22 protein-coding genes and 3 pseudogenes are annotated in these 24364 nt (G+C 41.5%); 15 read left to right on the top strand and 10 right to left on the bottom strand.

All coding sequences use genetic code 11. The features are described 5' to 3' along the window. Nucleotides 1–394: 394 nt before the first annotated feature. Nucleotides 395–1450, top strand: coding sequence for a fatty acid desaturase (locus tag AM228_RS13130; protein WP_054466565.1), 1056 nt, complete (start codon nt 395–397; stop codon nt 1448–1450). 192 nt (nt 1451–1642) lie between these two features. Here AM228_RS13130 and AM228_RS13125 read toward each other — a convergent pair whose 3' ends face one another. The 5 genes from AM228_RS13125 to kdpA form a co-directional block, all read right to left on the bottom strand. Beyond that, a complete protein-coding gene (locus AM228_RS13125) occupies nt 1643–2776 on the bottom strand; it encodes a sensor histidine kinase KdpD (protein ID WP_054466564.1) in 1134 nt (377 codons plus the stop codon). 17 nt (nt 2777–2793) lie between these two features. After that, complete coding sequence (kdpC, locus tag AM228_RS13120) at nt 2794–3363, bottom strand: K(+)-transporting ATPase subunit C (protein WP_054466563.1); 570 nt, start codon at nt 3361–3363, stop codon at nt 2794–2796. Nucleotides 3364–3394: 31 nt separating this feature from the next. Further along, nucleotides 3395–3766, bottom strand: a complete 372-nt coding sequence (locus AM228_RS35230) for a potassium-transporting ATPase subunit F (RefSeq protein WP_206756742.1) — start codon at nt 3764–3766, stop codon at nt 3395–3397. 16 nt (nt 3767–3782) lie between these two features. Then, on the bottom strand, nt 3783–5855 hold the full coding sequence (gene kdpB / locus AM228_RS13110; protein ID WP_054466562.1) for a potassium-transporting ATPase subunit KdpB: 2073 nt from the start codon (nt 5853–5855) through the stop codon (nt 3783–3785). Nucleotides 5856–5921: 66 nt separating this feature from the next. Next, nucleotides 5922–7604 carry a potassium-transporting ATPase subunit KdpA gene (kdpA, locus tag AM228_RS13105; RefSeq protein WP_054466561.1) on the bottom strand — a complete coding sequence of 561 codons (1683 nt, stop codon included), beginning with the start codon at nt 7602–7604 and terminating at the stop codon, nt 5922–5924. 218 nt (nt 7605–7822) lie between these two features. Between kdpA and AM228_RS13100 the strand changes: the two genes are divergently transcribed. The 6 genes from AM228_RS13100 to AM228_RS13075 all read left to right on the top strand — a co-directional run bounded on the left by AM228_RS13100 (nt 7823) and on the right by AM228_RS13075 (nt 16287). Further along, nucleotides 7823–8938, top strand: a complete 1116-nt coding sequence (locus AM228_RS13100) for a sensor histidine kinase KdpD (RefSeq protein WP_054466560.1) — start codon at nt 7823–7825, stop codon at nt 8936–8938. A gap of 33 nt (nt 8939–8971) precedes the next feature. Further along, complete coding sequence (locus AM228_RS13095; protein WP_054466559.1) at nt 8972–9640, top strand: response regulator transcription factor; 669 nt, start codon at nt 8972–8974, stop codon at nt 9638–9640. A 286-nt stretch (nt 9641–9926) separates the two neighbouring features. Continuing rightward, nucleotides 9927–11666 carry a DUF2357 domain-containing protein gene (locus tag AM228_RS13090; protein ID WP_156331740.1) on the top strand — a complete coding sequence of 580 codons (1740 nt, stop codon included), beginning with the start codon at nt 9927–9929 and terminating at the stop codon, nt 11664–11666. Between the two features lie 587 nt (nt 11667–12253). Beyond that, nucleotides 12254–13975, top strand: a complete 1722-nt coding sequence (locus tag AM228_RS13085) for a WD40 repeat domain-containing protein (RefSeq protein WP_054466557.1) — start codon at nt 12254–12256, stop codon at nt 13973–13975. Nucleotides 13976–14020: 45 nt separating this feature from the next. Further along, entirely contained in the window at nt 14021–14284 is a 264-nt protein-coding gene (locus tag AM228_RS13080) for a DUF6737 family protein (RefSeq protein WP_231636784.1), read from the top strand. A gap of 299 nt (nt 14285–14583) precedes the next feature. Continuing rightward, nucleotides 14584–16287, top strand: a complete 1704-nt coding sequence (locus AM228_RS13075; protein WP_054466556.1) for a M48 family metallopeptidase — start codon at nt 14584–14586, stop codon at nt 16285–16287. Nucleotides 16288–16531: 244 nt separating this feature from the next. On the opposite strand, the gene AM228_RS13070 is transcribed toward AM228_RS13075, so the two are convergent. Continuing rightward, nucleotides 16532–17212: an ATP-dependent Zn protease gene (locus tag AM228_RS13070; protein WP_054466555.1), complete on the bottom strand. Its 681-nt coding sequence runs from the start codon at nt 17210–17212 to the stop codon at nt 16532–16534. Nucleotides 17213–17309: 97 nt separating this feature from the next. Here AM228_RS13070 and AM228_RS13065 point away from each other — a divergent pair, with 97 nt between their 5' ends. The 3 genes and pseudogenes from AM228_RS13065 to AM228_RS35225 all read left to right on the top strand — a co-directional run bounded on the left by AM228_RS13065 (nt 17310) and on the right by AM228_RS35225 (nt 18181). Beyond that, a complete protein-coding gene (locus AM228_RS13065; RefSeq protein WP_054466554.1) occupies nt 17310–17741 on the top strand; it encodes a WD40 repeat domain-containing protein in 432 nt (143 codons plus the stop codon). Between the two features lie 30 nt (nt 17742–17771). Further along, nucleotides 17772–17855 (top strand): annotated as a pseudogene (locus AM228_RS36795) (hypothetical protein); the annotation flags it as partial. A gap of 47 nt (nt 17856–17902) precedes the next feature. Further along, nucleotides 17903–18181, top strand: a complete 279-nt coding sequence (locus AM228_RS35225) for a hypothetical protein (protein WP_054466553.1) — start codon at nt 17903–17905, stop codon at nt 18179–18181. A gap of 243 nt (nt 18182–18424) precedes the next feature. On the opposite strand, the pseudogene AM228_RS36790 reads toward AM228_RS35225, so the two are convergent. From AM228_RS36790 to AM228_RS36780, 4 genes and pseudogenes are all read right to left on the bottom strand, one after another. Further along, nucleotides 18425–18499, bottom strand: a pseudogene (locus tag AM228_RS36790) (hypothetical protein); the annotation flags it as partial. A gap of 163 nt (nt 18500–18662) precedes the next feature. Continuing rightward, nucleotides 18663–18998 (bottom strand): annotated as a pseudogene (locus AM228_RS36785) (DUF3226 domain-containing protein). A 71-nt stretch (nt 18999–19069) separates the two neighbouring features. Continuing rightward, complete coding sequence (locus AM228_RS13050) at nt 19070–19690, bottom strand: ATP/GTP-binding protein (RefSeq protein WP_072160762.1); 621 nt, start codon at nt 19688–19690, stop codon at nt 19070–19072. Nucleotides 19691–20043: 353 nt separating this feature from the next. After that, on the bottom strand, nt 20044–20163 hold the full coding sequence (locus AM228_RS36780; RefSeq protein ID WP_072160761.1) for an AAA family ATPase: 120 nt from the start codon (nt 20161–20163) through the stop codon (nt 20044–20046). 217 nt (nt 20164–20380) lie between these two features. On the opposite strand from AM228_RS36780, the gene leuC reads away from it, so the two are divergent. The 5 genes from leuC (at nt 20381) to AM228_RS35220 (ending at nt 24178) form a co-directional block, all read left to right on the top strand. Next, a complete protein-coding gene (gene leuC / locus AM228_RS13040; RefSeq protein ID WP_054466550.1) occupies nt 20381–21787 on the top strand; it encodes a 3-isopropylmalate dehydratase large subunit in 1407 nt (468 codons plus the stop codon). A 92-nt stretch (nt 21788–21879) separates the two neighbouring features. After that, nucleotides 21880–22713 carry a Uma2 family endonuclease gene (locus tag AM228_RS13035; RefSeq protein WP_054466549.1) on the top strand — a complete coding sequence of 278 codons (834 nt, stop codon included), beginning with the start codon at nt 21880–21882 and terminating at the stop codon, nt 22711–22713. Between the two features lie 204 nt (nt 22714–22917). Continuing rightward, nucleotides 22918–23511, top strand: coding sequence for a 3-isopropylmalate dehydratase small subunit (gene leuD / locus AM228_RS13030; RefSeq protein ID WP_054466548.1), 594 nt, complete (start codon nt 22918–22920; stop codon nt 23509–23511). Nucleotides 23512–23682: 171 nt separating this feature from the next. Further along, nucleotides 23683–23958: a hypothetical protein gene (locus AM228_RS13025; RefSeq protein WP_054466547.1), complete on the top strand. Its 276-nt coding sequence runs from the start codon at nt 23683–23685 to the stop codon at nt 23956–23958. After that, entirely contained in the window at nt 23945–24178 is a 234-nt protein-coding gene (locus AM228_RS35220) for a type II toxin-antitoxin system VapC family toxin (RefSeq protein ID WP_231636782.1), read from the top strand. Before AM228_RS13025 ends, AM228_RS35220 begins: the two co-directional genes overlap by 14 nt. Nucleotides 24179–24364 lie beyond the last annotated feature (186 nt).

The raw sequence follows: 24364 nt of genomic DNA, 5'->3' as shown, positions 1-24364 counted from the left end.
TACGACTTTTCACTTTCCCCTGCCCCCCCGCTCCTCCGCTCCCCCGCTCCCCCGCTCCGGGGCAACCACCGCCTAGGGAAAAGCCCCTACTTGCCTTCAAAAGAAAAAAAATAAATTACCCGCTGGTTATCAAGTTATGGTATAAAAGTTAAACCTTGATAAACTGTTTCACTTTAGTTAAAAAACTTAAGTGAGTAAACTTGCCCAACCAATTTCTGAACCAAGCATAAAAGGCTAAATCTATGATCTGTATTGCCTGCAACTAATTTTAATCTACAGAAAATTAAGGCAAATTGCCTAGTTTAAGTGAGATAAAACCAGCGGATTTGGCAGAATATAGATAGACTTAACCTTGGACTAATTTACAATTCTTAAGGAGAAGATTCCTTTATCCATGACAGCATCAACGTTAAAACCTCAGAATCTGGAATCATCCGCAAATCAGTTTAATTGGCGGATGCGAGATGTGATCAAAAGCTTGCCCCGCGAGGTTTTTATTAAAGATTCCCGGAAAGCCTGGACAACCGTAGCCGTGAATGTGCTGATGGTGGGCTTAGGTTACTGGGGTTTAGCAATTTCACCCTGGTTTTTATTACCCGTCTTCTGGATTTTTACCGGCACAGCGTTGACCGGATTTTTTGTGATTGGCCATGACTGCGGTCATCGTTCATTTGCTAATCGCAAATGGGTTAACGATTTGGTCGGGCATTTAGCGATGCTGCCGTTAATTTATCCGTTCCATGCTTGGCGAGTTGGCCATAATATTCACCACAAGCACACCAATAAGCTTGGGGTGGATAATGCCTGGGAACCTTGGCTACCAGAAATCTATGGCGAGTTAAAAAATCCTTTGTTGGCCTGGTTTTATCGTCGTCTGCGCGGACGGTTTTGGTGGTTAGGTTCGATTACCCACTGGGCTGCGGTGCATTTTACTTGGTGGAATTTTGAGAAAAGATACCAAGCAAAGGTACGGTTATCGGTGATCGTGGTATTGGTGGGAGCGGCGATCGGTTTTCCCGTTCTGATTGCCACTACCGGCATCTGGGGTTTTGTCAAGTTTTGGCTTTTGCCCTGGCTGGTTTACCACTTCTGGATGAGTACCTTTACTATTGTTCACCACACTGACCCAGACATTCCTTTTCATTCCCCGGAAAATTGGAATGAAGCCGAATCACAGTTGACTGGAACCGTTCATTGTGATTATCCTCGGTGGGTGGAATTTCTCTGTCACGATATTAATGTTCACGTCCCCCATCATATTTCGGCGGCAATTCCTCACTACAATCTCCGCAAAGCTCATCAAAGTCTGAAAGACAACTGGGGTGGTTATATCAAGGAAAGCAAATTCTCCTGGTCTTTGATGAAGAAGATTACCGATCTGTGCCATTTGTATGACGATCGCAAATACTATCAAAGCTTCCAAGAGTTCCACGGTCAAAATAAAGTCTAAAAGGCTTGATTAGTAGAGACTAGATTGTTTTGCCAATTCCCGGCTATTTTTTAGCTGGGATTTTTTTTTGATGATTGATGATGATTGATATTTGGCGAGCGATAACTAGGGTGCGTGTTTCCTGGCGATTAAATTGGGGTGAAAAAAAACCATCCAATTCCCGCCGTAATGCACATAATTTGATATTTTGCACTAGGTTTTTTCCCCATCAATAATATGAATATCAACGCCTTTTAAATATTTCAATAGCTGGTTGATGAGCGATCCTTTTAAAATCAGTTCCCAGCGAGATTTTCGAGTATGGCCTAGGACAATCTGAGTAATATGATATTGCTGAGAAATTTCCGCGATGCCCTCGGCAACATTATGGGTTTTAATTCTAATAAATTCGCCGCCAAACTCTTGAATTAAATGTTGACAGGTTTCTAAAACTAAACTTTCTTCTTTGGTTAAAAAACGTTCGGGATTTTCTACATATAATCCATATAACCGAGCTTTCATAAAATTAGCTAATCGCAATCCTCGCCTGACGAGTCTTGGGGAGTTTTGATAGGTAGAAAAACAGACTAACACTCGCTCATGGACATTACAAAATAAGGTTTTTTCTCGATTTTCTGCTGATTCTTCAATGTTATTCGCCACTTCTCGTAAGGCTAACTCTCGCAAGGCCACTAAATGACGACGTTGAAAGAAATTTTGTAAGGATTTTTCAATTTTGTCAGGGGTATAGATTTTTCCTTCTTTTAGGCGTTCTTGTAAGGTTTCTGGGGTTACATCAATGACTACAACTTGGGTGGCTTCATCCAAGATGCGGTCAGGAATTCTTTCTCTAACAACCACCTTGGTAATTTTAGCCACGATATCATTCAAGCTTTCTAAATGTTGAATGTTGACGGTGGAATAGACATTAATCCCATGATTTAAAATCACTTCCACATCTTGATAACGTTTTTCTCGGCTAGAACCCGGTACATTCGTATGCGCTAATTCATCAACTAATACTAATTGGGGTTTCCGGGATAAAATTGCGTCGGTATGCATTTCCCATAAGGTGATTCCTTGATGGACTATTGTTTGTTTAGGAATCTCTTCTAAACCTACGGCTTTTTTGGCGGTTTCTTCCCGTCCATGAGTTTCTAATAAGCCAATGACTACATCAATTCCTTCTTCTTTTAATTGATGAGCTTCTTCTAACATTTGATAAGTTTTACCGACCCCAGGACACATTCCAACAAAAATTTTATGTTTGCCCCGATCGCGAGATGAGGCAGGATAATCTCCTGGTAATGAAAAATTGCGATCGGTAATTTCAGTTTTACTAATCATTGGTTTAGAAAAATTATTTAGGATAAATTATCTAAAGCTAAATTAAGTTTTAGCACATTAACACCCGGTTCTCCAAAAATTTCTAAAAATCGATGTTCAGTATTTTTCTCAACTAATGCTTTTACTTGAGCAGCACTTAAACCCCGAACATTGGCAACGCGGGAAATTTGAGCATTAGCTGCGGCAATACTAATGTGAGGATCTAACCCTGACCCGGAAGCATAAATTAAATCGGCTGTGGGAGTAATTTGAGCCAGTTGGCTAATCCGGTTTTGCACATTTTCTAATAATTGAGGATTACTGGGTGCTAAGTTACTCGCACCAGAAATTCCGGTTTTTACGCCCAACTCAATGGGGCTATAATCTACGCTACTGGGACGGGATAAAAAATAACGCTCGGAGGTAAAATTTTGACCAATTAAGGCAGAACCGACTACCTCACCTTGAAGATTTTTGATGAAGCTGCCATTGGCTTGAAAGGGAAAAACAGTTTGACCGATCGCCAGAATAATTATTGGGTATAAAATGGCGGTAATTAGCCATAAAATTAGGGTGTTTTTTAGGGCGATCGCTATTTCTTTAAACATTATGATTGACCAAGGGTAAAGTTGCAAGAAGTTAAAATCGTTCTGGTTGTAAGATGACAATCAATAAGTAGATTGCCATCGCGATCGTCACTAACAATAAAAGTCCGATCGCCCCAGCGGTTGTCCGGGCGATCACTTGTCCGGTGGCGGCATAAATCATCGGGGACAATAGCAAGTTTGAAGATAGCCACAAAAACAAAGAAAGGGGAAGTAAATGTTTTTTGCCTTGTTTTTGCATGAAAGCGATCGCGTTTTTCCAGGAATTTTCTAAGGGCAAAGCATTCCGGCAGATATGTGATTGATTAAAAGCCGAAAATTTCTCCCGTAATGCTTTGCCCCTACATCTGAAAAATGCTGTAAGTTTTAAAGGTGAACTTAAATAAAAATCGTTGATATTTTTCATCGGATTTTTCCAAAAATTAAACTAAATTAATCAAAGCGATCAGGCTATCAATAACTTTAATGCCAATAAACGGGGCAATTACTCCTCCTAATCCATAAATTAAAATATTTTCTTGGAGTAGTTGATTGGCACTAACTGGACGAAAGGCTACGCCTTTTAACGCTAAAGGAATTAACGCCGGAATAATTAAAGCGTTATAAATCAATGCGGATAAAATGGCTGATTGACTACTCGCCAAACCCATGATATTTAAACTGCCAATTCCCGCTGCGAAAAACATCGCTGGGATAATGGCAAAATACTTGGCAATATCATTGGAAATGGAAAAGGTGGTTAAAGCTCCACGAGTAATCAACAATTGTTTACCAATGGTGATTAAATCAATCAACTTTGTCGGGTCTGAATCTAAGTCCACCATATTCGCTGCTTCTTTTGCCGCTTGAGTTCCAGAGTTCATCGCTAATCCTACATTCGCTTGGGCTAAAGCAGGAGCATCATTGGTGCCATCTCCGGTCATGGCTACTAATTTACCCTGGGCTTGTTCCCGTTGAATCACAGCAATTTTTTCCTCTGGAGTGGCTTCAGCAATAAAGTCATCAACCCCAGCTTCTTGGGCAATAACTTCAGCGGTAATTCGATTATCTCCGGTTAACATCACGGTGCGGACTCCCATGCGTCGGAGTTGGTCAAAGCGATCGCGAATTCCGGGTTTAATAATATCTTTGAGGTAAATAATCCCATACAATTCACCATCTTTACAAACTCCTAAAGGAGTTCCACCTAACCGAGAAACTTGGTGATAAGCAATATCCAAATCATCGGTTAATTGGCCGCCACGAGAACGCACAAATCCCTTAATCGCATTCACAGCCCCTTTTCTAACTTCACTGTTATTCGGTAAATTTGTGCCACTCATCCGAGTGCGAGCGGAAAACTCAACTCCTGTGGCTAATTCCGGGTTAAAATTTAGGGCAGCGCCCATTTTTTCCGCCAGTCGAGCAATTGATTTTCCTTCCGGTGTCTCATCAAAAATACTGGCTTCTAGTGCTACTTGAGCCACGTCTTTAGGGCTATAATTATTCACCGGAATAAATTCTTCCGCGAGGCGATTTCCTAGGGTAATAGTTCCGGTTTTATCTAAAACCAATGTATTGATATCACCACAAGCTTCCACAGCGCGTCCTGATGTCGCTACGACATTAAATTGAGCCACTCGATCCATTCCGGCAATCCCAATTGCACTTAATAAACCGCCAATAGTGGTGGGAATTAATGCAACTAAAAGAGCAACTAAAATGACAATACTGACGGGAGTTTGGACAAAGTTAGCTAGGGGAGGAATGGTCGCTACGACAATGAGAAAAACCTCGGTTAATACTGCTAGTAAAACCGTTAAGGCAATTTCATTCGGGGTTTTAGTCCGTTCAGCCCCTTCCACTAAAGCAATCATGCGGTCTAAAAATCCTTTTCCCGGTTCCGCTGTCACCCGCAAGATTAATTCATCAGAAATAATGCGAGTTCCCCCTGTGACAGAACTGGCAACATCGCTACCGGGTTCTTTTAAAACTGGGGCTGATTCTCCAGTAATGGCTGATTCATCGACGGAAGCGACCCCAGAAATTGCTTCCGCATCAACGGGAATAATATCCCCAGCGATTACCTTAATAAGGTCGCCTTTTTTTAAGGTGGTAGAATTAATTTCTTCTATGGAACCATCGGGTAATAATTTGCGGGCGGTGGTGTCTTTTTTGGTAGACCGTAAAGAATCAGCTTGGGCTTTTCCTCTTCCTTCGGCGATCGCTTCAGCAAAATTTGCGAAAAGAAGAGTCAAAAATAAAGTCACTGTCACCAGAAAGTTAAATAAGCGATCGTTTTTATCGGCAACAGGGCCAAATAAGTTGGGATCCAGGACTAATAAAGCCGTAATCAGGGTTCCGATCGCCACCACAAACATCACAGGATTTTTTATCAAATATCTGGGATCAAGTTTGCGGAAAGCATCCCAAAATGCTCTTTGATAAAGTCCTTTAGTTTTGACTTTATTTTGCTTTTTTTGCTGACGTTTATTTAGTCTATTTTTGCAGATCATATTCAATAATAAAGTGATAGGTTTGTTAAAGGTGTAAAGGTTATTGCTGCAATCAGAACGCTGCCGTTATTTCTGACTAGCAATCTGGAAAGCTTCGGCGATTGGCCCTAATGCTAAAACAGGTAAAAAGGTTAAAGCCCCTAAAATCAGAATGACTCCGGCTGTGATACTGGTGAACAAAATAGAATTGGTTTTTAAGGTGCCTGGATTTTCGGGAACGGGTTGTTTATTTAACATATTTTCTGCCAGAAACAATAAAGCCAAAATCGGGATATAACGTCCGGCTAACAGCACCACACTGGTAGACAGATTCCACCAGAGAGTATTATCATTCAAGCCTTCAAAACCAGAGCCATTATTTGCCGCTGCCGAAGCATATTCATAAATCACTTGAGAAATGCCATGAAATCCTGGGTTAGAAACCCCAGAAAGCTGGGGATAGGCAAGGCTAATTGCCCCAGGAATTAAAATCCCCAGGGGGTGAACCAGTAAAATAACACTGGCGAGAATAATTTCTCGTTTTTCAATTTTTCGCCCTAAAAATTCTGGAGTTCTGCCGACCATTAATCCCGTTAAAAACACGGTTAAAATTAGAAAAATAAATAAATATGCGGTTCCGGTTCCTTGTCCTCCCCAAACAATTTGTAAAAATAGATTAAATAAGGTAGCAAATCCGCCATTGGGCATTAAGGAATCATGCATTCCATTGACTGCTCCGCACATGGTTGCGGTTGTGGTGACTGCCCATAAAGCGGTTTCTGCCCAACCAAATCGCACTTCTTTTCCTTCTAAGTTTGGTACAGTTTGACCGAGTAAATGGTTAACTATGTCATTGCCTTGAAATTCACCGATCGCGGTGAGGATGATCGAAAACAAGTAAATCAAAAATACTAAGCAAAATAGAAGCAATGCTTGTTTTTTATCCTGGGTAAAAATGCCAAAGGTATAAATCAATGACGCGGGAATAGAAACCATTAATAAGGTTTCCAGTAAATTAGAAAATCCATTGGGGTTTTCATAGGGGTGAGCCGAATTTATGCCAAAAAATCCGCCGCCATTTTCTCCCAATTGTTTTATCACTTCAAAATGAGCCACAGGCCCTAGGGCAATAATTTGTTTGCCTCCATCTAGGGTATTGACAATTTGTGGCCCAGCTAGGGTTTCTGGAACACCGAGTGCTAATAAAATAATCGCACCGATTAAGGAAATAGGGAGTAAAATTCTAGCGATCGCCCGAGTTAAGTCAACATAAAAGTTGCCTAATAGTCGTCCGGTTAATCCTCGAATAAAGGCGATCGCAACAGCTAATCCGGTGGCTGCTGAAGTAAACATTAAAAAGCCTAAACCTAGGGTTTGACTGGCATAACTGAGGGTGGTTTCACCGGCATAATGTTGTTGATCGGTATTGGTTAAAAATGAAATAGTTGTATGGAGGGTTAAATCCCAACTGGGTGCAGTTAATCCCGTAGGATTTAAGGGTAAAAAACCCTGAAATGCGATCGATAAAAAGATCAAAATTCCCATGACTAAGTTGCTGAAAAGCACCGCTCGACCATATTGCCAACCTGTCATGGTTAGTTGGTAACGAACCCCACTGAGTTGATAAATGATGCCTTCAATGGGTTGAAGTAAGGGATCGAGAAAAGTCTTGTTTCCCAAGAAAACATCGGCGATATAGGTGCCTAAAATCGGCACAATTCCCACTAGGATGACTAGGGCGATCGCAATTTGAAATAATCCTTGCACCATAAAGATAATGAATTTATCAAAGGTTAATTATATTGTCTGATGGTTTACCGAAAACAACATCTAACGTTGAGTATATTTTTGGCAAAAAATGCTATATTTAATTTATTTAAATTTGTTTATATCTTTGGATATAGGCTGATAATTTTAAGCATATACCTGAAGATATAGATCGCTCTAAACGTTTATAAACAAATCAACAATTATTGGGGGATAGGAAAATGAAGAGAGAGTTACTACACCCTTTAAAAAACCCGGTCAATATTATTGAGCAGCCTAAACATATTTTTTGGTTGATTTTTGCTGTTTTTGGGTTTTTGATTTTCTGGGAATATACCACCCCTGTAGAGTATGTTTTTGGTTATCTCTACATTATCCCTATTTTATTAGCTCATCCCCGGTTAAATCATCGGATGACATTGGGGGTGACGGCAGCAGCTTGTTTATTAACTTTATGTAATGTAGTGCTGCCTAATCTTAAACTGATTGATTCAGCAACCATTGCTAATCGAATTATTGTTGTTTTCGCTTTGGTCGTTACGGGTTGGTTAAGCGATCGCAATCGTCGTTATGAAGAAGCGATTTCCCAACAGCAAGCTCAACTCCAGTCTCAGGCTAAAATTGCTAGTGTTCGCGAGGACTTTACCTGGACTTTAACCCATGATTTAAAAACTCCACTGTTAGGAGCGATTGAAACGTTAAAATTTTTTCAAAATGGACAATTTGGTGAGATTACTTCTCCGCAAGCTAAAGCGATCGAGATGATGTTGCGTTCTCACCAAAGAAGTTTACAATTGGTGCAGACTTTGTTAGATATTTATCGCAATGATACGGAGGGATTAAGGCTAAATTGGCAACCGATTAATTTAGTTCAGGTTGCCGAGGAAGCGATCGCCACCTTAACGGATTTAGCCTTAACCAGGCGAATTTATTTAGGGTTAAGTTATGGTAATTCAAATTTTCGGCAATTTTTCTGGGTAAAAGGGGATCAACTGCAACTTCAGCGGGTTTTTAGCAATTTATTGATTAATGGGATTAATCATTCACCTCGTGGGGGTCGAGTTCAAGTTATCTTGGAATCTAATTCTAATTTTCAAACGGTGAAAGTTGGCGACCAGGGTTTAGGGATTCCCCCCGGAGAACTCCAGAATTTATTTGAGCGGTTTTATCAGGTAAACAGCGAGCGCCAAGCGCAAGGATCTGGATTAGGATTGTATTTAACTCGACAAATTATTGAAGCTCATGGCGGGATAATTTGGGCAGAAAATCGCTCTCCTAATGGAGCGATATTTTGTTTTCGGCTTCCCGCTTTGACTCAACAAGAGATCCAAGAGTAAAACTTAAAATTATTTTAATTGATTGGTGAATCTATGAAATCAGCCGAATTAAGAGTGTTATTAGTCGAAGATGATGAATTATTCCGTCTGGGACTGAATATTCGTTTACAGCAAGAAGCAGGAATTAAAATTATTGGGGAAGCCAGTGACGGAGAAACTGCCGTTGAATTAACTAATCAATATTTACCAGATGTGGTTTTATTAGATATCGGATTACCGGGAATTGGGGGGGTAGAAGCTTGTCGTCAAATCAAACAAAATCATCCAGATATGCCTATTTTAGTGTTAACTTCCCATTCTCAACCTAGTCTAATCCAGCGATTAATTGCGGCTGGAGCATCGGGATATTGCTTAAAAGGCATTGAAGCAAATTTATTAATTTTAGCTTTACGTTCGGTTGTCGCGGGGGCTTCTTGGTGGGATCAAACGGTGACATCAGAAATTCGCACGGTCTTTGAAGACGTTGGAGAATCTGTGACGAAACCCCCAATTTTGGAAAATAGTTTAACTGAACGAGAACAAGAAATTTTATGTTTAATTGCTGATGGTAAAAATAATCAAGAAATCGCTGATTTACTCCATATTACAGCCGGAACCGTTCGGGTTCATGTTCACGCAATTCTGCAAAAATTAGAAGTGCGCGATCGCACCCAAGCCGCAATTTTAGCCCTGCAAAAAGGATTAATATCCCGACCAGATTAATAGACTTATGGCAAAAATCTCAAAATTTGAGAATTTTGCCAGAATTGTCTAAGATAGATTTTTTCTGGAGATTGATTGCTTTGAGCAAACAGCAAAGGGACAGTATATCCTTTCCGCAGATGAAATGCCGGTTTTTGTCAGAAGCGGAAGCATCGCCCCAGCAGATCAATGATTTGATCGACGATTTGATCTACCGACAAAAAGGTCAGTCCGGCTAAGGTTCGGCATCATCTAAGTCATGTTCTGTGTAAATTAGGCGCAGGCAACCGCACAGAGGCGGCAGGCAATGATGGCGGTGCGATCGGATTTATTAAATAACCTGGGCAATTGGGCAAAATTAGTTATATTAGGGACGAACGACGAACGCGGTCAAAAATATCCGTTATCCCATTTATCAAATCGATTCTTTTTTTTTTCAATGAAACTTTATCCCAATTTATTTGCTTATCTCAACGATGCTCCGGTGGCTTCCCTGGATTTACCTGTGAAAGCCAAGAATCGTCCCGTGGTGATTGATGATGGCAAATCCCATCGTGTTGTTGGTTTAATTCATCGATCCGCCCAAGTTTATGAGATTGGCTTTCCCTATCTTTTGCCAGAGGATATTGATAGTCATGCTACCCCCGGAGATGCTTTAGTCAAAAAGTGGCAGTTATCCTTGCATTCTCAAGATTCATCATCCCTTGGCCGCTTGTTGGTGGCTGATGAAGTGTTTGATGGAGCCGCATTAGAAGAGGAAAAACAGTGGCAGGAAAGCTGGAATCAGAAGTTAGGCGATCGCCTCGATGAAGGGGTTTCTCTGATGCTGAAAACCTTGGTGGGGTTATTTAACAGTTTGGGACAAAACTGCACCAGTCATCTCACCAGTCATCAGTTTGACATTGATTTATCCCAACTGAATCAGCACCTTGATAATATTGATATTCGGGAAGCTACGTTACCCCTGGTGGTAAGCCTGAATCGTCGGTATAATTTGCATAAGAAATTACAGAAAATTACCCCAAATTTGCGCCATCAACTGAGACGACGCACGGAAACTATGCGAGTAAGCGATATTCAAGAAATGGATGCTTATTCTATGAGAGATTATATTCGCCGTCCGGGGAGAAGCGCGGCGGAAAAAGCTGGGGTAAAACAAGAGTTAACCGGGGTGAATCGCTATGCGGATTATAATACGGCGGAAAATAAATTTTTGCTGTATTTTGCCGGACGCTTGCTGCATGGGGAGTGCGATCGCTATGAAAAAAGTAATGCCCAGCAATATCGCTCGGAAGTTGTGCAGTTGCGAGCTTTAATCGCTCGCTTAAAACAACAATGCCGTCAAGAAAATACGCGAGTGTTTACGGAGAAAACATACCAATTTACTCAACCCAATCACGTTTTACTCAAAGATCCGATTTATCGCAGCTTTTACAAAGCTTATTTAGACTATATTAGCCATAAGCAAGAAAAAGAACAAGTTTGGCCATTTAGAAACCAAATATTAGCCGACGCGTTTTATTTATTTATGACAGCGGCATTGCTCCGTTTTCCCGAAAATCAGATAGACTCGACCGTGATTGCTTGTCGGAGGAATCCCGATCTCGGCCATTACTTAATTCTGGATAAATCCGTGCCGACTATTCGCGCTGCGATCGATCATCAACCTTATTTGATTCGGTTACACCGACCAGAAAAACATCACCCTCAATGTGATTGGATGTTGACAGTTAAATCAGCCAAAGACACCGCCGAATTCGGGAAATTTCATTTACCGATTTGGGTCTTTTGGTATGCCCCAGATGAATCGGCGATCGCCCACGCGGAAAAATATCTGAATCAATTTAATGATTCATCCATTGGCTTAATCTTTTATTTGCAAAGAACCGCCAAAAAATATTCTGCCAAAGGAGATGTGGGATATTCACCCACCGGCAAAATTTGGATGTTTCAACTGCCCGCTGCCATTGAATCATTCGGTTTTTCCACTTCCGTCGATTTCCTCACGGAATTTTTACAGCGGTTATTATTTTTGTCGATGAGATAAATTAACTATGTGATTGTTGATTGTTGCCTGTTGTTGTTGATTGTTGATTGTTGATTGTTGATTGTTGATTGTTGATTGGGGAAAGGGGAACAGTTATCAGGAGCCACTGCGATCTTGGGGTCTCCCCAAGTCTAGCAAGTGGCGTGGAACGGGGAAAGTGAAAAGTGAAAAGTGAAAAGTGAAAAGTGAAAAGTGAAACTAAATATCACTATTCACTATTAACTATTCACTATTCACTATTCACTCTCTCCTGAAGCTCCTCTGCTTCCCTGTTCCCTCTGTTCCCTGTTCCCTGTTCCCTGTTCCCTGTTGCCTGTTGTTGTTGATTGTTGATTGTTGATTGTTTATTTCTCCGCAGCCTGCCCCCGCGAAAGCGGGGTTTTTTGTCCGCTCATCTCTAACCAATAACAAATAACCAATAACTAACAAAAAACCAAAAATAAGACAGAACAAAGGACAAAGGACAAAGGACAAAGGACAAAGAACAAAGGACAAAGAACAACCAATTGGCCATTAAGTATGGTAATCTCTAAATCATTCCAGAAAATCGAGCAAAAACGCCACAATATTTGAGAAAGGGGGCATTCATGGACGGTATAGCAATACTTAGAGATCAACAAGCTGACTTTATTAAAAGACTCAGTTCAAATGCAGCGGTCTTGCATCAAATGAAAGATTATAAACTCACCGGCTATCATAGTGAGTTAATGGTTATTTCGGGTAGTTTGTTAAATCGATTACAAAAATTTTATACTCGACAAAAAGCAGAAAACTTACCCGATAATTACCAAAAATATATCGAAAAAGATGATTTTAAGCAAAAGCTGAAAAGTAGTTTTAGTAAATTAATTGTTAAACAGTATTTAGATGATTTGATCCAAATTATTGATAAAAATAACAATTTATATTCTGAATATCCGGGAGATTTTTGTCTAACCTATCGACCTAATTATCCAATTATTGTCAAGGGAAATTTTGGCAATAGAAACACTGTATCATGGTCATTAATTCCCGATGAAGTTGAACGAGATGGCGTGGTAGTGTTTGTGTTAATTGAAGAAGATTTCGAGCGAGATAAGTATCAATATAATTTGATTTTAGCCGGTTTTTTGCCGACGGAAATGCTCGAAGGTGCTCCGCACCCCGGCGCAGGCCGCGATCGCACTCAGCCAATCATTAGAGTAACAATTCAGGATCTTCTTTATGGCGGTGGGTTGAAAAGTTATTTAACATCTTATGTAACATCTGGTGCAGGGGTGATGCCGAAAGTACCTTCCCTCAGCCTACCAAATGACCTAGAGAGTTCAACTTCACCAACCAAATGGATTTGCACCCAAACCCTGAGTGATGAAAAATCTCTATTGTGTCTGGCAATTACCGGCGAAGGTGCTCCGCACTGCGGCATAGGCCGCGATCGCCTAGGGTCGGGGCAGTCACCAAAACTCGCTTGTGCGGGGTTAGATCAATGGTTGAAAATTTGGGATTTATCCACGGGACAAGTGGAACAAACGATTTCGGAACACCGTTATCCGGTTTTTTCCTTAGATTTTAGTCCTGACGGCCAAACCTTAGCCGTTGCTTCAATGCACGAAACCATTGAACTGTGGGATTTAGGCAATGGCGATCGCCCTCCCACTTTGCAAAATATTCTCGAAGGTCATTCTCTGGGTGTATTTTCTCTGCATTTCACCCCTGATGGAGAAATGCTGATTAGTCGGTCTTTGGAAGAAAGCATCAAAATTTGGGATCTGAAAACCGGCGAACTAATTCAAACCCTGGATAGCCATGCGGGTCCAGTATGGTCGGAAGCCATTAGTCCTGATGGCAAACTGTTGGCCACGGGAAATTTAGATGAAAGTATTAAAATCTGGCATCTAGAAAAGAATTCCGGAAAATTAAACGTTTCTGAAGTTTGCGTTCTTAATGGTCATTCAGATGTGGTGCGTTGTCTGGCTTTTAGTCCCAATGGAAAGTTCTTAGCCAGTGGCAGTGCCGATCACACAATTAATCTTTGGCGTCTGGATCAATCCCCCGAAAATCCTTCTATCTTTGCCACCCTGAAAGGTCATACGAATATCGTTTATTGTTTAGCTTTTAGTCCTGATGGCAAATTTCTCGCCAGTGGCAGTGAGGATCGCACGATTAATATTTGGCGTCTGGGCGAACGCACTAACAATTATGTCACCGCTTTAGAAGCCACTTTAACCGAACATTCTGGATTAGTTTGGGGCTTACAATTTACCCCAAATAGCAAAACTCTGGTCAGTGGTTCTCAGGACGGAACGATTAAAATTTGGGATCAGTGTTAAATCAGTGTTAAAATATTAACCAATAGAGAATAACCAAAAATAATTATGTCTGAGCGCGAAACTGGCCGGATGGCATTAGAAAAACCACTAAATCCTTGGCATTATAAACCGTGGTGGTGTCAGCCCTGGTCGATTTTATTAACCGGCATTACCATTATTGCAGGCAGTTGGTTACTATTTCATCGCGTCTGGGTGAGTGCGATCGTGGCAGTGCCCATATTAATTTGGATGGGTTTTTTCCTCCTGATTTGGCCAAAACTGATGATTCAAAGTGGCATTTTGGAGCAGTATAAAGCCAATTTAAAATAATTATTTATTGGTTGTTAGTTGTTGGTTGTTAGTTGTTGGTTATTTGTTATTGGTTATTTCTTTGGTTGTTTTACTCAGAATAACGAATAATCAATAGACAATTCTGGCAAAATTCTTAAAAGCCGATCGCGGTTGATCCGCCATATTGCATCCGCAACGCTTTTCGCGAACGGTTGGGGGGATCGAGATATTTATTTTGCCAGAATTGTCTAATAACTAAGAACAACAAATAACCACATCCAGAAAACTTATTTTCGCCTGGAAAGTCTTTAATAGAAGAAGAATAAAAGGTGACGGTTATGAAACCTATTTTTTGGCATTCTTTAATAATTGGGCTGAGTTTACTCCTGTCGCCGACTTTGCCTCCCTGGTTGGCTTCTGCTGCGGAGAACGTTACGGAAACAACCTCTAATGTAGAAGTTGAGGCAGAAGTTGAGGCAGAAGTTGAGGCTAATCCGCAGAATCAGGATTCATCGGTGACAGAGGAAAAACAGGAGGAGAGTGAATCCATTGACGAAACGTGCCAGATGGTGACAACAGAGGATGTTTCCCAGGAAGCTGAGACAGAAGTTGAAGATGCAGAAGACGCGGCAGCAAAAGCGGCAGCCGTTAGCGAAGCGTGCCGGATGGCATTACAACGACGGCAGGTTTTGATTGCGGCAGATAAATTATATTTGGCGGGAGATTATGCAGGGGCTAAGGCATTGTATCAACAAGTGAAACCGCCTTTTTCTGGAAATACTTTGTCCGATGAGTTTGCCGATCGCCCTGAACCGATTTATGACCCGGAACTTTTAGCCCCTGCGGGACAAGTGTATTGGCGGGAAGGCAATGCGGGAATTGAGCAAAAATTAGAAACGCGAATTTTTATCCCCTTGGAGTTATTGGTAGAAAAATATCCCGAATTTATTCCCGGTCATTTACTATTAGCCCAGGCTTTGCAGGACTATGACAAATTGCCACAAGCGGTGGAAGTGTTGAATCGTGCCACTACTCTTTATCCCCAACAAACGGATCTGTTGCGATCGCAAATTGATGTTTTGGTGAAAAGCAGACAGTGGTTAGAAGCGTCGATCGCCGCCCGTCAATTTGCGTTACTTAACCCAGACCACCCAGAGGCGAAAGAATTCGCAATTTTGGCCGAAGAAAATTATGATAAGTTCCGGTCTTATCTGAAAAAAATGATTACCGGAAATGCGATCGCTAATGTGATTACTGGGGCGGCTACTGTCGCCCTCACCGGCAATCCTTTGGGTGCTCTTTCGGCGGTAGAAACTTTGATGCTATTAGCCCAAGGTGAATCCGGTCTGGGCGATCGCATCGCTAACAATGCGATCGAAAATCTGGAAATGGTCGAAGATGAAGAAATCGTTGCCTATATTAATGAACTAGGCCAAAAACTCGCCAAAGTATCGGGGCGCGATGATTTTGAGTATGAATTTCATGTGGTCTTAGATCCCAACTTAAACGCCTTTGCCCTGCCCGGTGGCAAAGTCTTTGTCAATGCTGGGGCGATTTACCACACCGAGTCAGAAGCCGAACTCGCCGGTTTACTCACCCATGAATTAGCCCACGCGATTTTATCCCACGGATTTCAAATGGTGACTCATGGCAACTTGGTGGAAAGTATGACCCGCTTTGTACCCTTTGGCGGCACCATTGGCAATTTATTAGTCTTAGACTATAGCCGAGATATGGAACAGCAGGCGGATCTTTTGGGGACTCGAATGCTGGCAGCAGCAGACTATGCGGCGGATGGCTTACGCAACCTGATGGTGACATTAAATGAGCAATATGACGACAACAGCCCGGTTTTGAAAGCCTTATCCTCTCACCCGCCGACGAAAGAACGAATTGCTTATTTGGAAAGTTTGATTACTCGCGGTGGCTATAATCGTTATGCTTACGAGGGAGTAGAACGCCATCAACAAATCCGCCAGCGGGTTGCCAAATTACTCAAAGAAAAAAAGACCGATGATGAGGATATCCTCGAAATTGAATAATTTTGGTTATTTGTTGTTTGTTGTTGGTTGTTTGTTGATGGTTGTTGGTTGTTTGTTGATGGTTGTTAGTGGTTGTTAGTTATTGGTTGTTAGTTACTGGTTGTTAGTTATTGATTATTCAATCCGGAATCCCCCAAACAACTTGCCAACAACAAACCAACAACAACCAAAGAATCCCTACCCCACAACCAACAAACAACAAAAGAATCCCTACCCAACAACCAACAAACAACAAACAACAAAATTAATTAAGATTTGCTTGAATCATTTTCTGACATTCGGCCACGGAAGCCCGTTGTTCCATTGCGGTGACAAGGGCTTCATAAGCTTTTAAGTTAGCTTCAATTAGGGTACGCGCTTGTAAAGCCGCCCAACGCGCTTTTAATTGAGCATTTATCGGGGTGTTAATTTGACTTAAAACTGCTTGCAATTTCAGCCGGTCTTCAGCCCCTCCAGTGGCGTTATCATAGGCGATGGTTTCGGCGGCAATGCCAGCCATCCAAACGGTGCAATAGCGATCGAGCATCTGCGCCGTGATTTGCCCTTTTTGCAGTTGTTCGTTGAGTTGGCGATCGTCAAATTGTACCCCGCCTTGGGCTGCCTGTCCTTGTTGGAAAGCTTCCCAAGCATTCAGGGCATAGCTACTAATGGGAATATCTAATAAGTAAGCGACCAAAAAGTGACCGGCTTCGTGCTTGATAATGCGTTCGCGATGTTCTGCCGAAGTCATTCTTGCCAACCAATCTAAGATTAAAGTTCCCCCTTGACCTTGCCAAGTAAAGCTGTCTACGGTGGCAAGTCCCAACAGGGTAAAAGTAGCAACTGCCGGAATTGTGGGAGATAAATTGACCAGTGGGCCCAGCAGGACAGAAAAAGTAGTCACAAAGACAGCGATCGCCGCTAAATTTATTGAAAGTTGGCTCATTTTTGGATAATTTCAGAGTATTTGTTAACTTTTATAACATTTGCGCCTTTCCCCGACAAGGCTGAATGGCGATTAGTCTCCTTGTATCTTTGTATTTTTGTATCTTTGTCCTGATGGGCAGTTGGCTGCCAGCGCTTCTGAAGATGGCACGGTGCGTCTGTGGAATGTACAAGGACAATTGTTGCAAGAATTTCAAGACCCTCAAGCAATAAACCCGGTTTCTCCAACAAACCGGGTTTCTGTGAGTCCAGCGTATAGTGTGGACTTTAGCGCTGACGGTCAGACTTTGGTTGCCGCTTATATGAATGGAAGCTTAAAACTTTGGCAGCTTGATGGCAAATTGATTAAAACGGTTAAGGGAGATCAAGGGACGATTTATCGAGTGCGTTTTAGCCCGGACGGTCAGACGATCGCTACAGGAAATTACCTGAATACAGTGACGCTTTGGAGTGCAACGGGGGAAAAATTGCATCTTCTAACGGGACATAAAGAATCGATTTATAGTATTCAGTTTAGTGCCGATAGTTAGTCCCTTGTTTCTGCCAGTAAAGATGGCACGATTAAAATTTGGACTCGTGACGGGGAAGAACGACAAACTCTGATTGGCCATAGCACGATTACTTGGGATGCTACTTTTAGTCCTTATGGCCAAATTATTGCTTTCGGGGATGATAACAATTTAATTAAACTGTGGAATCAAAACGGGGAAGAATTACAAAATTGGGACATACCGCTAAAGTTAATGGGGTTCAATTTAGTGCCGATGGTCAGAAGATTATTTCTGCGAGTGCCGATAAATCAATTATTATTTGGACTTTAGATTTAGACAAATTAGCCATTTTGCAAAGATTAAATATTAATGACCTGATGGGGCAGGCTTGTGATTGGGTGGCGGATTATCTCAATTATAATCCATTCGTGACGGAGCGCGATCGCCAAATTTGTGAAGGAATCACCACGGATGGTTAGCCCTTCGCGAAGCGTGCCGGATGGCATTAGAAATCCGGCGATATTTAGCTATTTTAATTTAGTTGCAGAAACCACTAACTAGCGATGTCTTGCGTTAACCTTTACTGCCAACCAACAACTGTCATAGAAACCAGGTTTTTTGGCGGCGATCGGTTCAATAGACAAGAATGCAAAATTCTGGCTTCCAAGCCTCTTTTTTAAGGGTGGTTGGGGGGATCAATATGGTATTTTGCAATAAATCTATTACGGTAAATCGTACAAAACTTTAAACCAATTTACGAATAGTTGAGCTTTGGGATGTTGTGGATTTAAAATCTTTTGCTTAACTCCTTGATGAAGCTGTCTTCCCGGAGGATCTTGCCAAGCTAACCAAGGATATTAGCTTTATCTCGATGAGTTGCTTTAAATTTTGCTCCTTTTGCGATCGCATCTTTTGTCACCTCCTGAGCAAATTGCCACAGCCCTTGATTTTCATCAGGAATCATATAAGCCAAATTTCTAACATTCCCCGCATTTGATTATCCGGCATCATCCAAATGCCAAAATTAATCTGATTAGTAGTCCGATGAATTAATCCCGTTTTTGGCACATTATTTGGTAAATTTGGAATACTTTTTAAGCAAGAATTTTTTATACTTTGCCATCGAGATAATGGTTCTTTATCAGGATTAACGATAATTCCTAATGCCGATACTTAAGATGCTTTTAATTGAGTAAAAATCAGACCGATTTTAATTAAATTTTCTTACCCTTCACAATCTTCAATATAAACGATCTGATTTTTCTTATTTCCCCAGGGAATCCCATTCGCTTCCATTAATTGGGGAATCACTCTTAGGTCTTCGCTGCCTTCCACTAATAGCACATTTTTATGAACTGATGCTATCTTTAACGCACCTCAATATCTCGTTCAGCAGCAATCATCATTTCTTGTTCCTCGAAAATAATACTCGCTGGTTTGCCTTTTTCGATGCGATGAATGGTGATGCCATTTTCTAAAGAATTATCTGAATTTGCCACAGCCGCAAAACTTTTCCAACAATCACTATTATGCGTGGTAGCAAAAACTTGCACATTCAATCTTTTGGCGACTTGACAAATAATCGTCCACATATCTACCATCACACTATAATGGAGTCCAGTGTCAATTTCATCGACTAATAAAACCCCATCTTTTACATTCACAATTGCTAATATTAAACCTAATATGCGCCAAATACCATCGCCCATGCTACCAATGGGAACACGCTGTTGACCAATCCGAACCACAAACCCACTTCTAGACCCTGAGTAATAAGATTGCTTAGAAGCGATCGGGGCAATGCGATCAATGCCCGGTTCAATTTTCCGAAGTGCTTCTATAATCACATCTTCTTCTGGAGTTAAAACAACTTGATCAAATAACTCCATCATCTTGTTTGCTGTCAAAGAATACGATTTCACAAATTCGGTTTTGATTCTAAATTCTCGATGGTTTTTAATAATTTCATTATAGGGTGCGGATATCAATTTTTGATTTTCAGATAAATCAATGATTAATTTTTATATTCTGGATCTGTCTTCAAACCATTCTAGAAATAATTAAAAATTTGATGATGTTTTTTCGTGTTTTGTTTATGATAAAATCGCTTAGATTGCTTGACAAAAACAACTAGCTTATTCTTAGGGTTGTTTTTAGAGGCAACTACAGATATTTTTGATTTTTCGTTAATTTCGTGATTATAAAATAAATGACGAATATCTATTGTTTTATGTTTTTCGTTTGGGTTGATTATCTGATCGTTTAAATTATATTCGCCTCTGTCTATCATTAGTTCACATAAAATCTCTAAGTCATCACGAGAATAAAATAGCTGAATAGCTTATAAAATTGAGGTTTTTCCGCTATTGTTGGATCCAACTAATAAATTAACTTGACCCAGTTGCTCTAGGCGGAAAGATTCAAAACATCGAAAATTTTTGATTTCTAGGGACTTTAACATAATCGATCGAGAAGAGAACTAGAAAAAATGATAGCATTGATTAGGCGTAGCAGTAAAATGACGACTTGATTGGCGCGGTAAGCGAAGCTATTCCGAAGGAAATCGCCCATAAAACATCTACAAAAATCTTAACAAAATATTATCTTTTGAAATCTCCAGAATCAAATTATATGTTTTCAGCTAAAATAAAAGATTGCCGAAATCAATAATTAGCATTATGAGCAAGGGAACACTTTTCGACAAAGTTTGGGATCTACATACCGTTGGCACATTGCCCTCTGGACAAACTCAACTATTAATTGGCTTACACCTGATCCACGAAGTCACCAGCCCGCAAGCCTTTGCCATGTTGCGGGAACGGGGACTCAAAGTGATGTTTCCAGAGCGAACCGTTGCCACTGTAGACCATATTGTACCCACAGAAAACCAGGCCCGTCCTTTTGCCGATACCTTGGCAGAAGAGATGATGCAGGCATTAGAGAATAGCGCCAAAGAACATGGGATCACTTTTTATAATGTCGGTTCTGGTCATCAAGGAATTGTCCATGTGATCGCCCCGGAACAGGGCAGAACCCAACCGGGGATGACGATCGCCTGTGGAGATAGTCACACTTCCACCCACGGGGCTTTTGGCGCGATCGCCTTTGGCATTGGCACCAGCCAAGTGCGGGATGTCCTCGCCTCCCAAACCCTAGCCTTAGATAAACTCAAAGTGCGGAAAATCGAAGTTAACGGCAACTTGCGACCGGGAGTTTATGCCAAAGATGTCATCCTGCACATTATCCGCAAACTCGGAGTAAAAGGCGGAGTCGGATACGCTTATGAATACGCGGGCAGCACATTTGAGCAAATGTCGATGGAAGAACGGATGACCGTTTGCAATATGTCCATCGAAGGGGGTGCTCGCTGTGGCTACATCAACCCGGATCAAGTCACCTTTGACTATTTGCAAGGGCGACAATTTGCTCCCAAAGGGGCAGACTGGGATAAAGCCGTAGCCTGGTGGCAGAGTATTCGCTCTGACGCCGATGCGGAATATGATGATGTAGTAGTCTTCAATGCTGAAGAAATTTCCCCCACCATCACCTGGGGCATCACTCCCGGACAAGGCATTGGCGTTGATGAAACCATCCCCACCCCCGACAGCTTGCCGGAAGACGAACGCTTAGTCGCCCAAGAAGCTTATGAATATATGAAACTGCAACCAGGGCAACCCATCAAAGGCACTCCTGTAGATGTCTGCTTTATTGGCAGTTGCACCAATGGACGGATTAGCGACTTGCGCGAAGCCGCCAAATATGCCCAAGGTCATAAAGTCGCCCCAGGAGTTAAAGCCTTTATTGTCCCCGGTTCTGAAGAAGTGAAACAGCAAGCGGAAGCGGAAGGACTGGATCGCATCTTTGAAGAAGCTGGGTTTGAATGGCGCAATGCCGGATGTTCCATGTGTCTAGCCATGAACCCAGATAAACTTCAGGGGGATCAACTCAGTGCTTCTTCTTCTAACCGCAATTTCAAAGGTCGTCAGGGGTCATCGTCAGGACGGACATTATTAATGAGTCCGGCAATGGTCGTGGCAGCAGCAGTTAATGGCAAGGTTTCTGATGTGCGCGAGTTGTTGAATTAGCGTTGAATTAGCATTAAGTTAATGGGTAATGGGTCTAAAATGCCATTACCCATCAATAAACTGCAATCATCAGCACAATTGAGGAATATCCCATGACCCAAACTCCCCTAAAAATTGACAAACCTAGGGCTTTTCCCGACCATACTCAACTACCCGATGAAGATGGTACATTTCGGCAAAATTTTCAAGAACATCCTCAAAGTATAATTCTCACTGATTCCATTGGCCCAGTCTTACAAACAGTCCACCCCGAAGGAGACTATTGCATCGGACAAGACTGTGGTATTTATTGGCGAGAAACTGACCCGCCACGTTCAAAATTTTTTGTGGGGGGTGCCATTGCCCCGGACTGGTTTTATGTGGGTAATGTCCCTGCGTTATTAGATGGACAAATCCGCCGTTCTTATGTACTCTGGCGTGAGTTAATGGCACCGTTAATTGTCCTAGAATTTGCCAGTGGAGATGGGGCAGAAGAAAGAGATAAAACTCCTTTATCTCTTTCTAATACTGAAACCGTGACCAATCCGGGAAAATTTTGGGTTTACGAGCGGATTATTCGAGTTCCTTACTATGGAATTTATGAAATAAAAACTGGTCGTTTGGAAGTTTATCATCTGAGAGATTTAACTTACCAAAAATTAGCCCCCAACGATCGCGGACATTATCCTATTTACCCCCTGGGTATAGAACTAGGACTCTGGCAAGGTTCTTATCAAAATCAAGAACAACTTTGGTTGCGTTGGTGGGACAACGAAGGCAATTTGTTATTAACAGGTCACGAACGCGCTGATTTAGCAGAATACCGGGCTGAACAGGAAAAACAACGGGCTGAACAGGAAAAACAACGGGCCGAATTAGCGGAACAAAAAGCCGCTAAACTTGCGGAACGTCTCCGAGAAATGGGCATTGACCCAGATATGGTTTAAAGTAAACTTTGGACTTGCCCAAAACATCCATATTAATTTGTAGGGGCAATCCGATGGCGGTGGTTGCCCCGATCCCCCCTAGTTTGAGTCCACGGGTAGGGTGGGCAAAATTTTGCCCACCCTACTACCAACAAACAACCAACAACAAACAACCAACAACGAACAACCAAGAACAAAGAACAACTAAAAAAAGGACAGAAAATTATGAGTAGTGAAGTAATCAAAATTTCCGGTCGGGGAATTCCCTTGGTGGGCAATGATATTGATACAGACCGGATTATTCCTGCCCGGTTTTTACGCTGTGTCACCTTTGATGGATTAGGGGAACAAGTGTTTAAAGACGATCGCACCCAAACTCAGGGAAACCATTCATTTGACCAACCCCAATATCAAGGGGCAAATCTATTAGTGGTTAACGGTAATTTTGGCTGTGGTTCTAGTCGGGAACACGCCCCACAAGCGATCGCGCGTTGGGGAATTCAAGCCTTAATTGGCGAAAGTTTTGCGGAAATTTTCTTTGGTAATTGTGTAGCAATGGGGATTCCTTGTGTCACCGCTGAACCAGCAATTGTCAAAGCATTACAAGAGGCGATCGCGGCTAACCCCCAAACTCCCATGACCTTGGATTTAGACACATTAGAAGTCACATTAGGCGATAAAAAATATCCCGTTTCCTTAGCTGCTGGCCCCCGGCAAATGTTTATCAGTGGCACATGGGACAGTTGCGGACAACTGATCCAATCAGCAGATAAAATCCGGGAAACTGCGGCTAAATTGCCATACTTATCTTTTGCTTAAACAAAAGAAACCGGGTTTCTGGGTTTTCTAGGGAATAAGATCCCCCCAACCCCCCTTAAAAAGGGGGGATTAAGAAATTAAAGAAACCCGGTTTCTGGGTTGTCTAGCGATCGCCCCTGTATAATATATATATGTGTTATAATATATTCCGATCGCCTGTAGGAAATAATTATGCTTAATATTGAACAAATCCAAAAAGATATTAATGAATTACCGGAAGAAGCGCAAACATTACTCATCGATTTTATTGATGTATTAAAAAAACGCTATTCTTTAGCTGAAAAACAAGAGGTTAAATCTCACCCAACTCTTAGCGATCGATCTAGTACCTTAGACATTCTCAAAGAATCTGGATTAATCGGTTGTATTAGTGCAGAATCAGAAATTTATACGAATTATAAATCTGTAATCCGAGAAGGATTAAAATGTAAATATGATCATCGTTGATACAGGATTTTGGGTTGCTTTGTTTAATAATAAAGACCAATATCATCAAAGCGCCCAAGACAGTTTAGCACAATATCCCCATGAACCTTTAATCACAACTTGGTGTGTTTTAACAGAAACTTGTCATTTACTTTTACAACGTTCTTCAAATACATACCAAGGAGTCCAAAAACAGATTAAATTAATCAATATTTTTAAACAATATCCCCAGCTTCGCTAACACAATCAACCTGTTAGACAATGGTAGGGTGCGTTAGGCGGCTGGTTTTTTCAGTAATTTTGATTAGACATTTAACGCCGCCGTAACGCACCTATTTTGATTGAATTATTTCCCAATATTATCCCAATAATTTAAATCTATTTCGGTGCGTTACGGTGAGCCAGTGCGGTCTTGGGGAGCCACTGC

Origin of the sequence: Planktothricoides sp. SR001 (genome assembly GCF_001276715.1) — a bacterium.
GTDB lineage: Bacteria > Cyanobacteriota > Cyanobacteriia > Cyanobacteriales > Laspinemataceae > Planktothricoides > Planktothricoides raciborskii.
The sequence above is the reverse complement of the archived record's forward strand: the minus strand, read 5'-3'. Positions and strand labels throughout refer to the sequence as shown.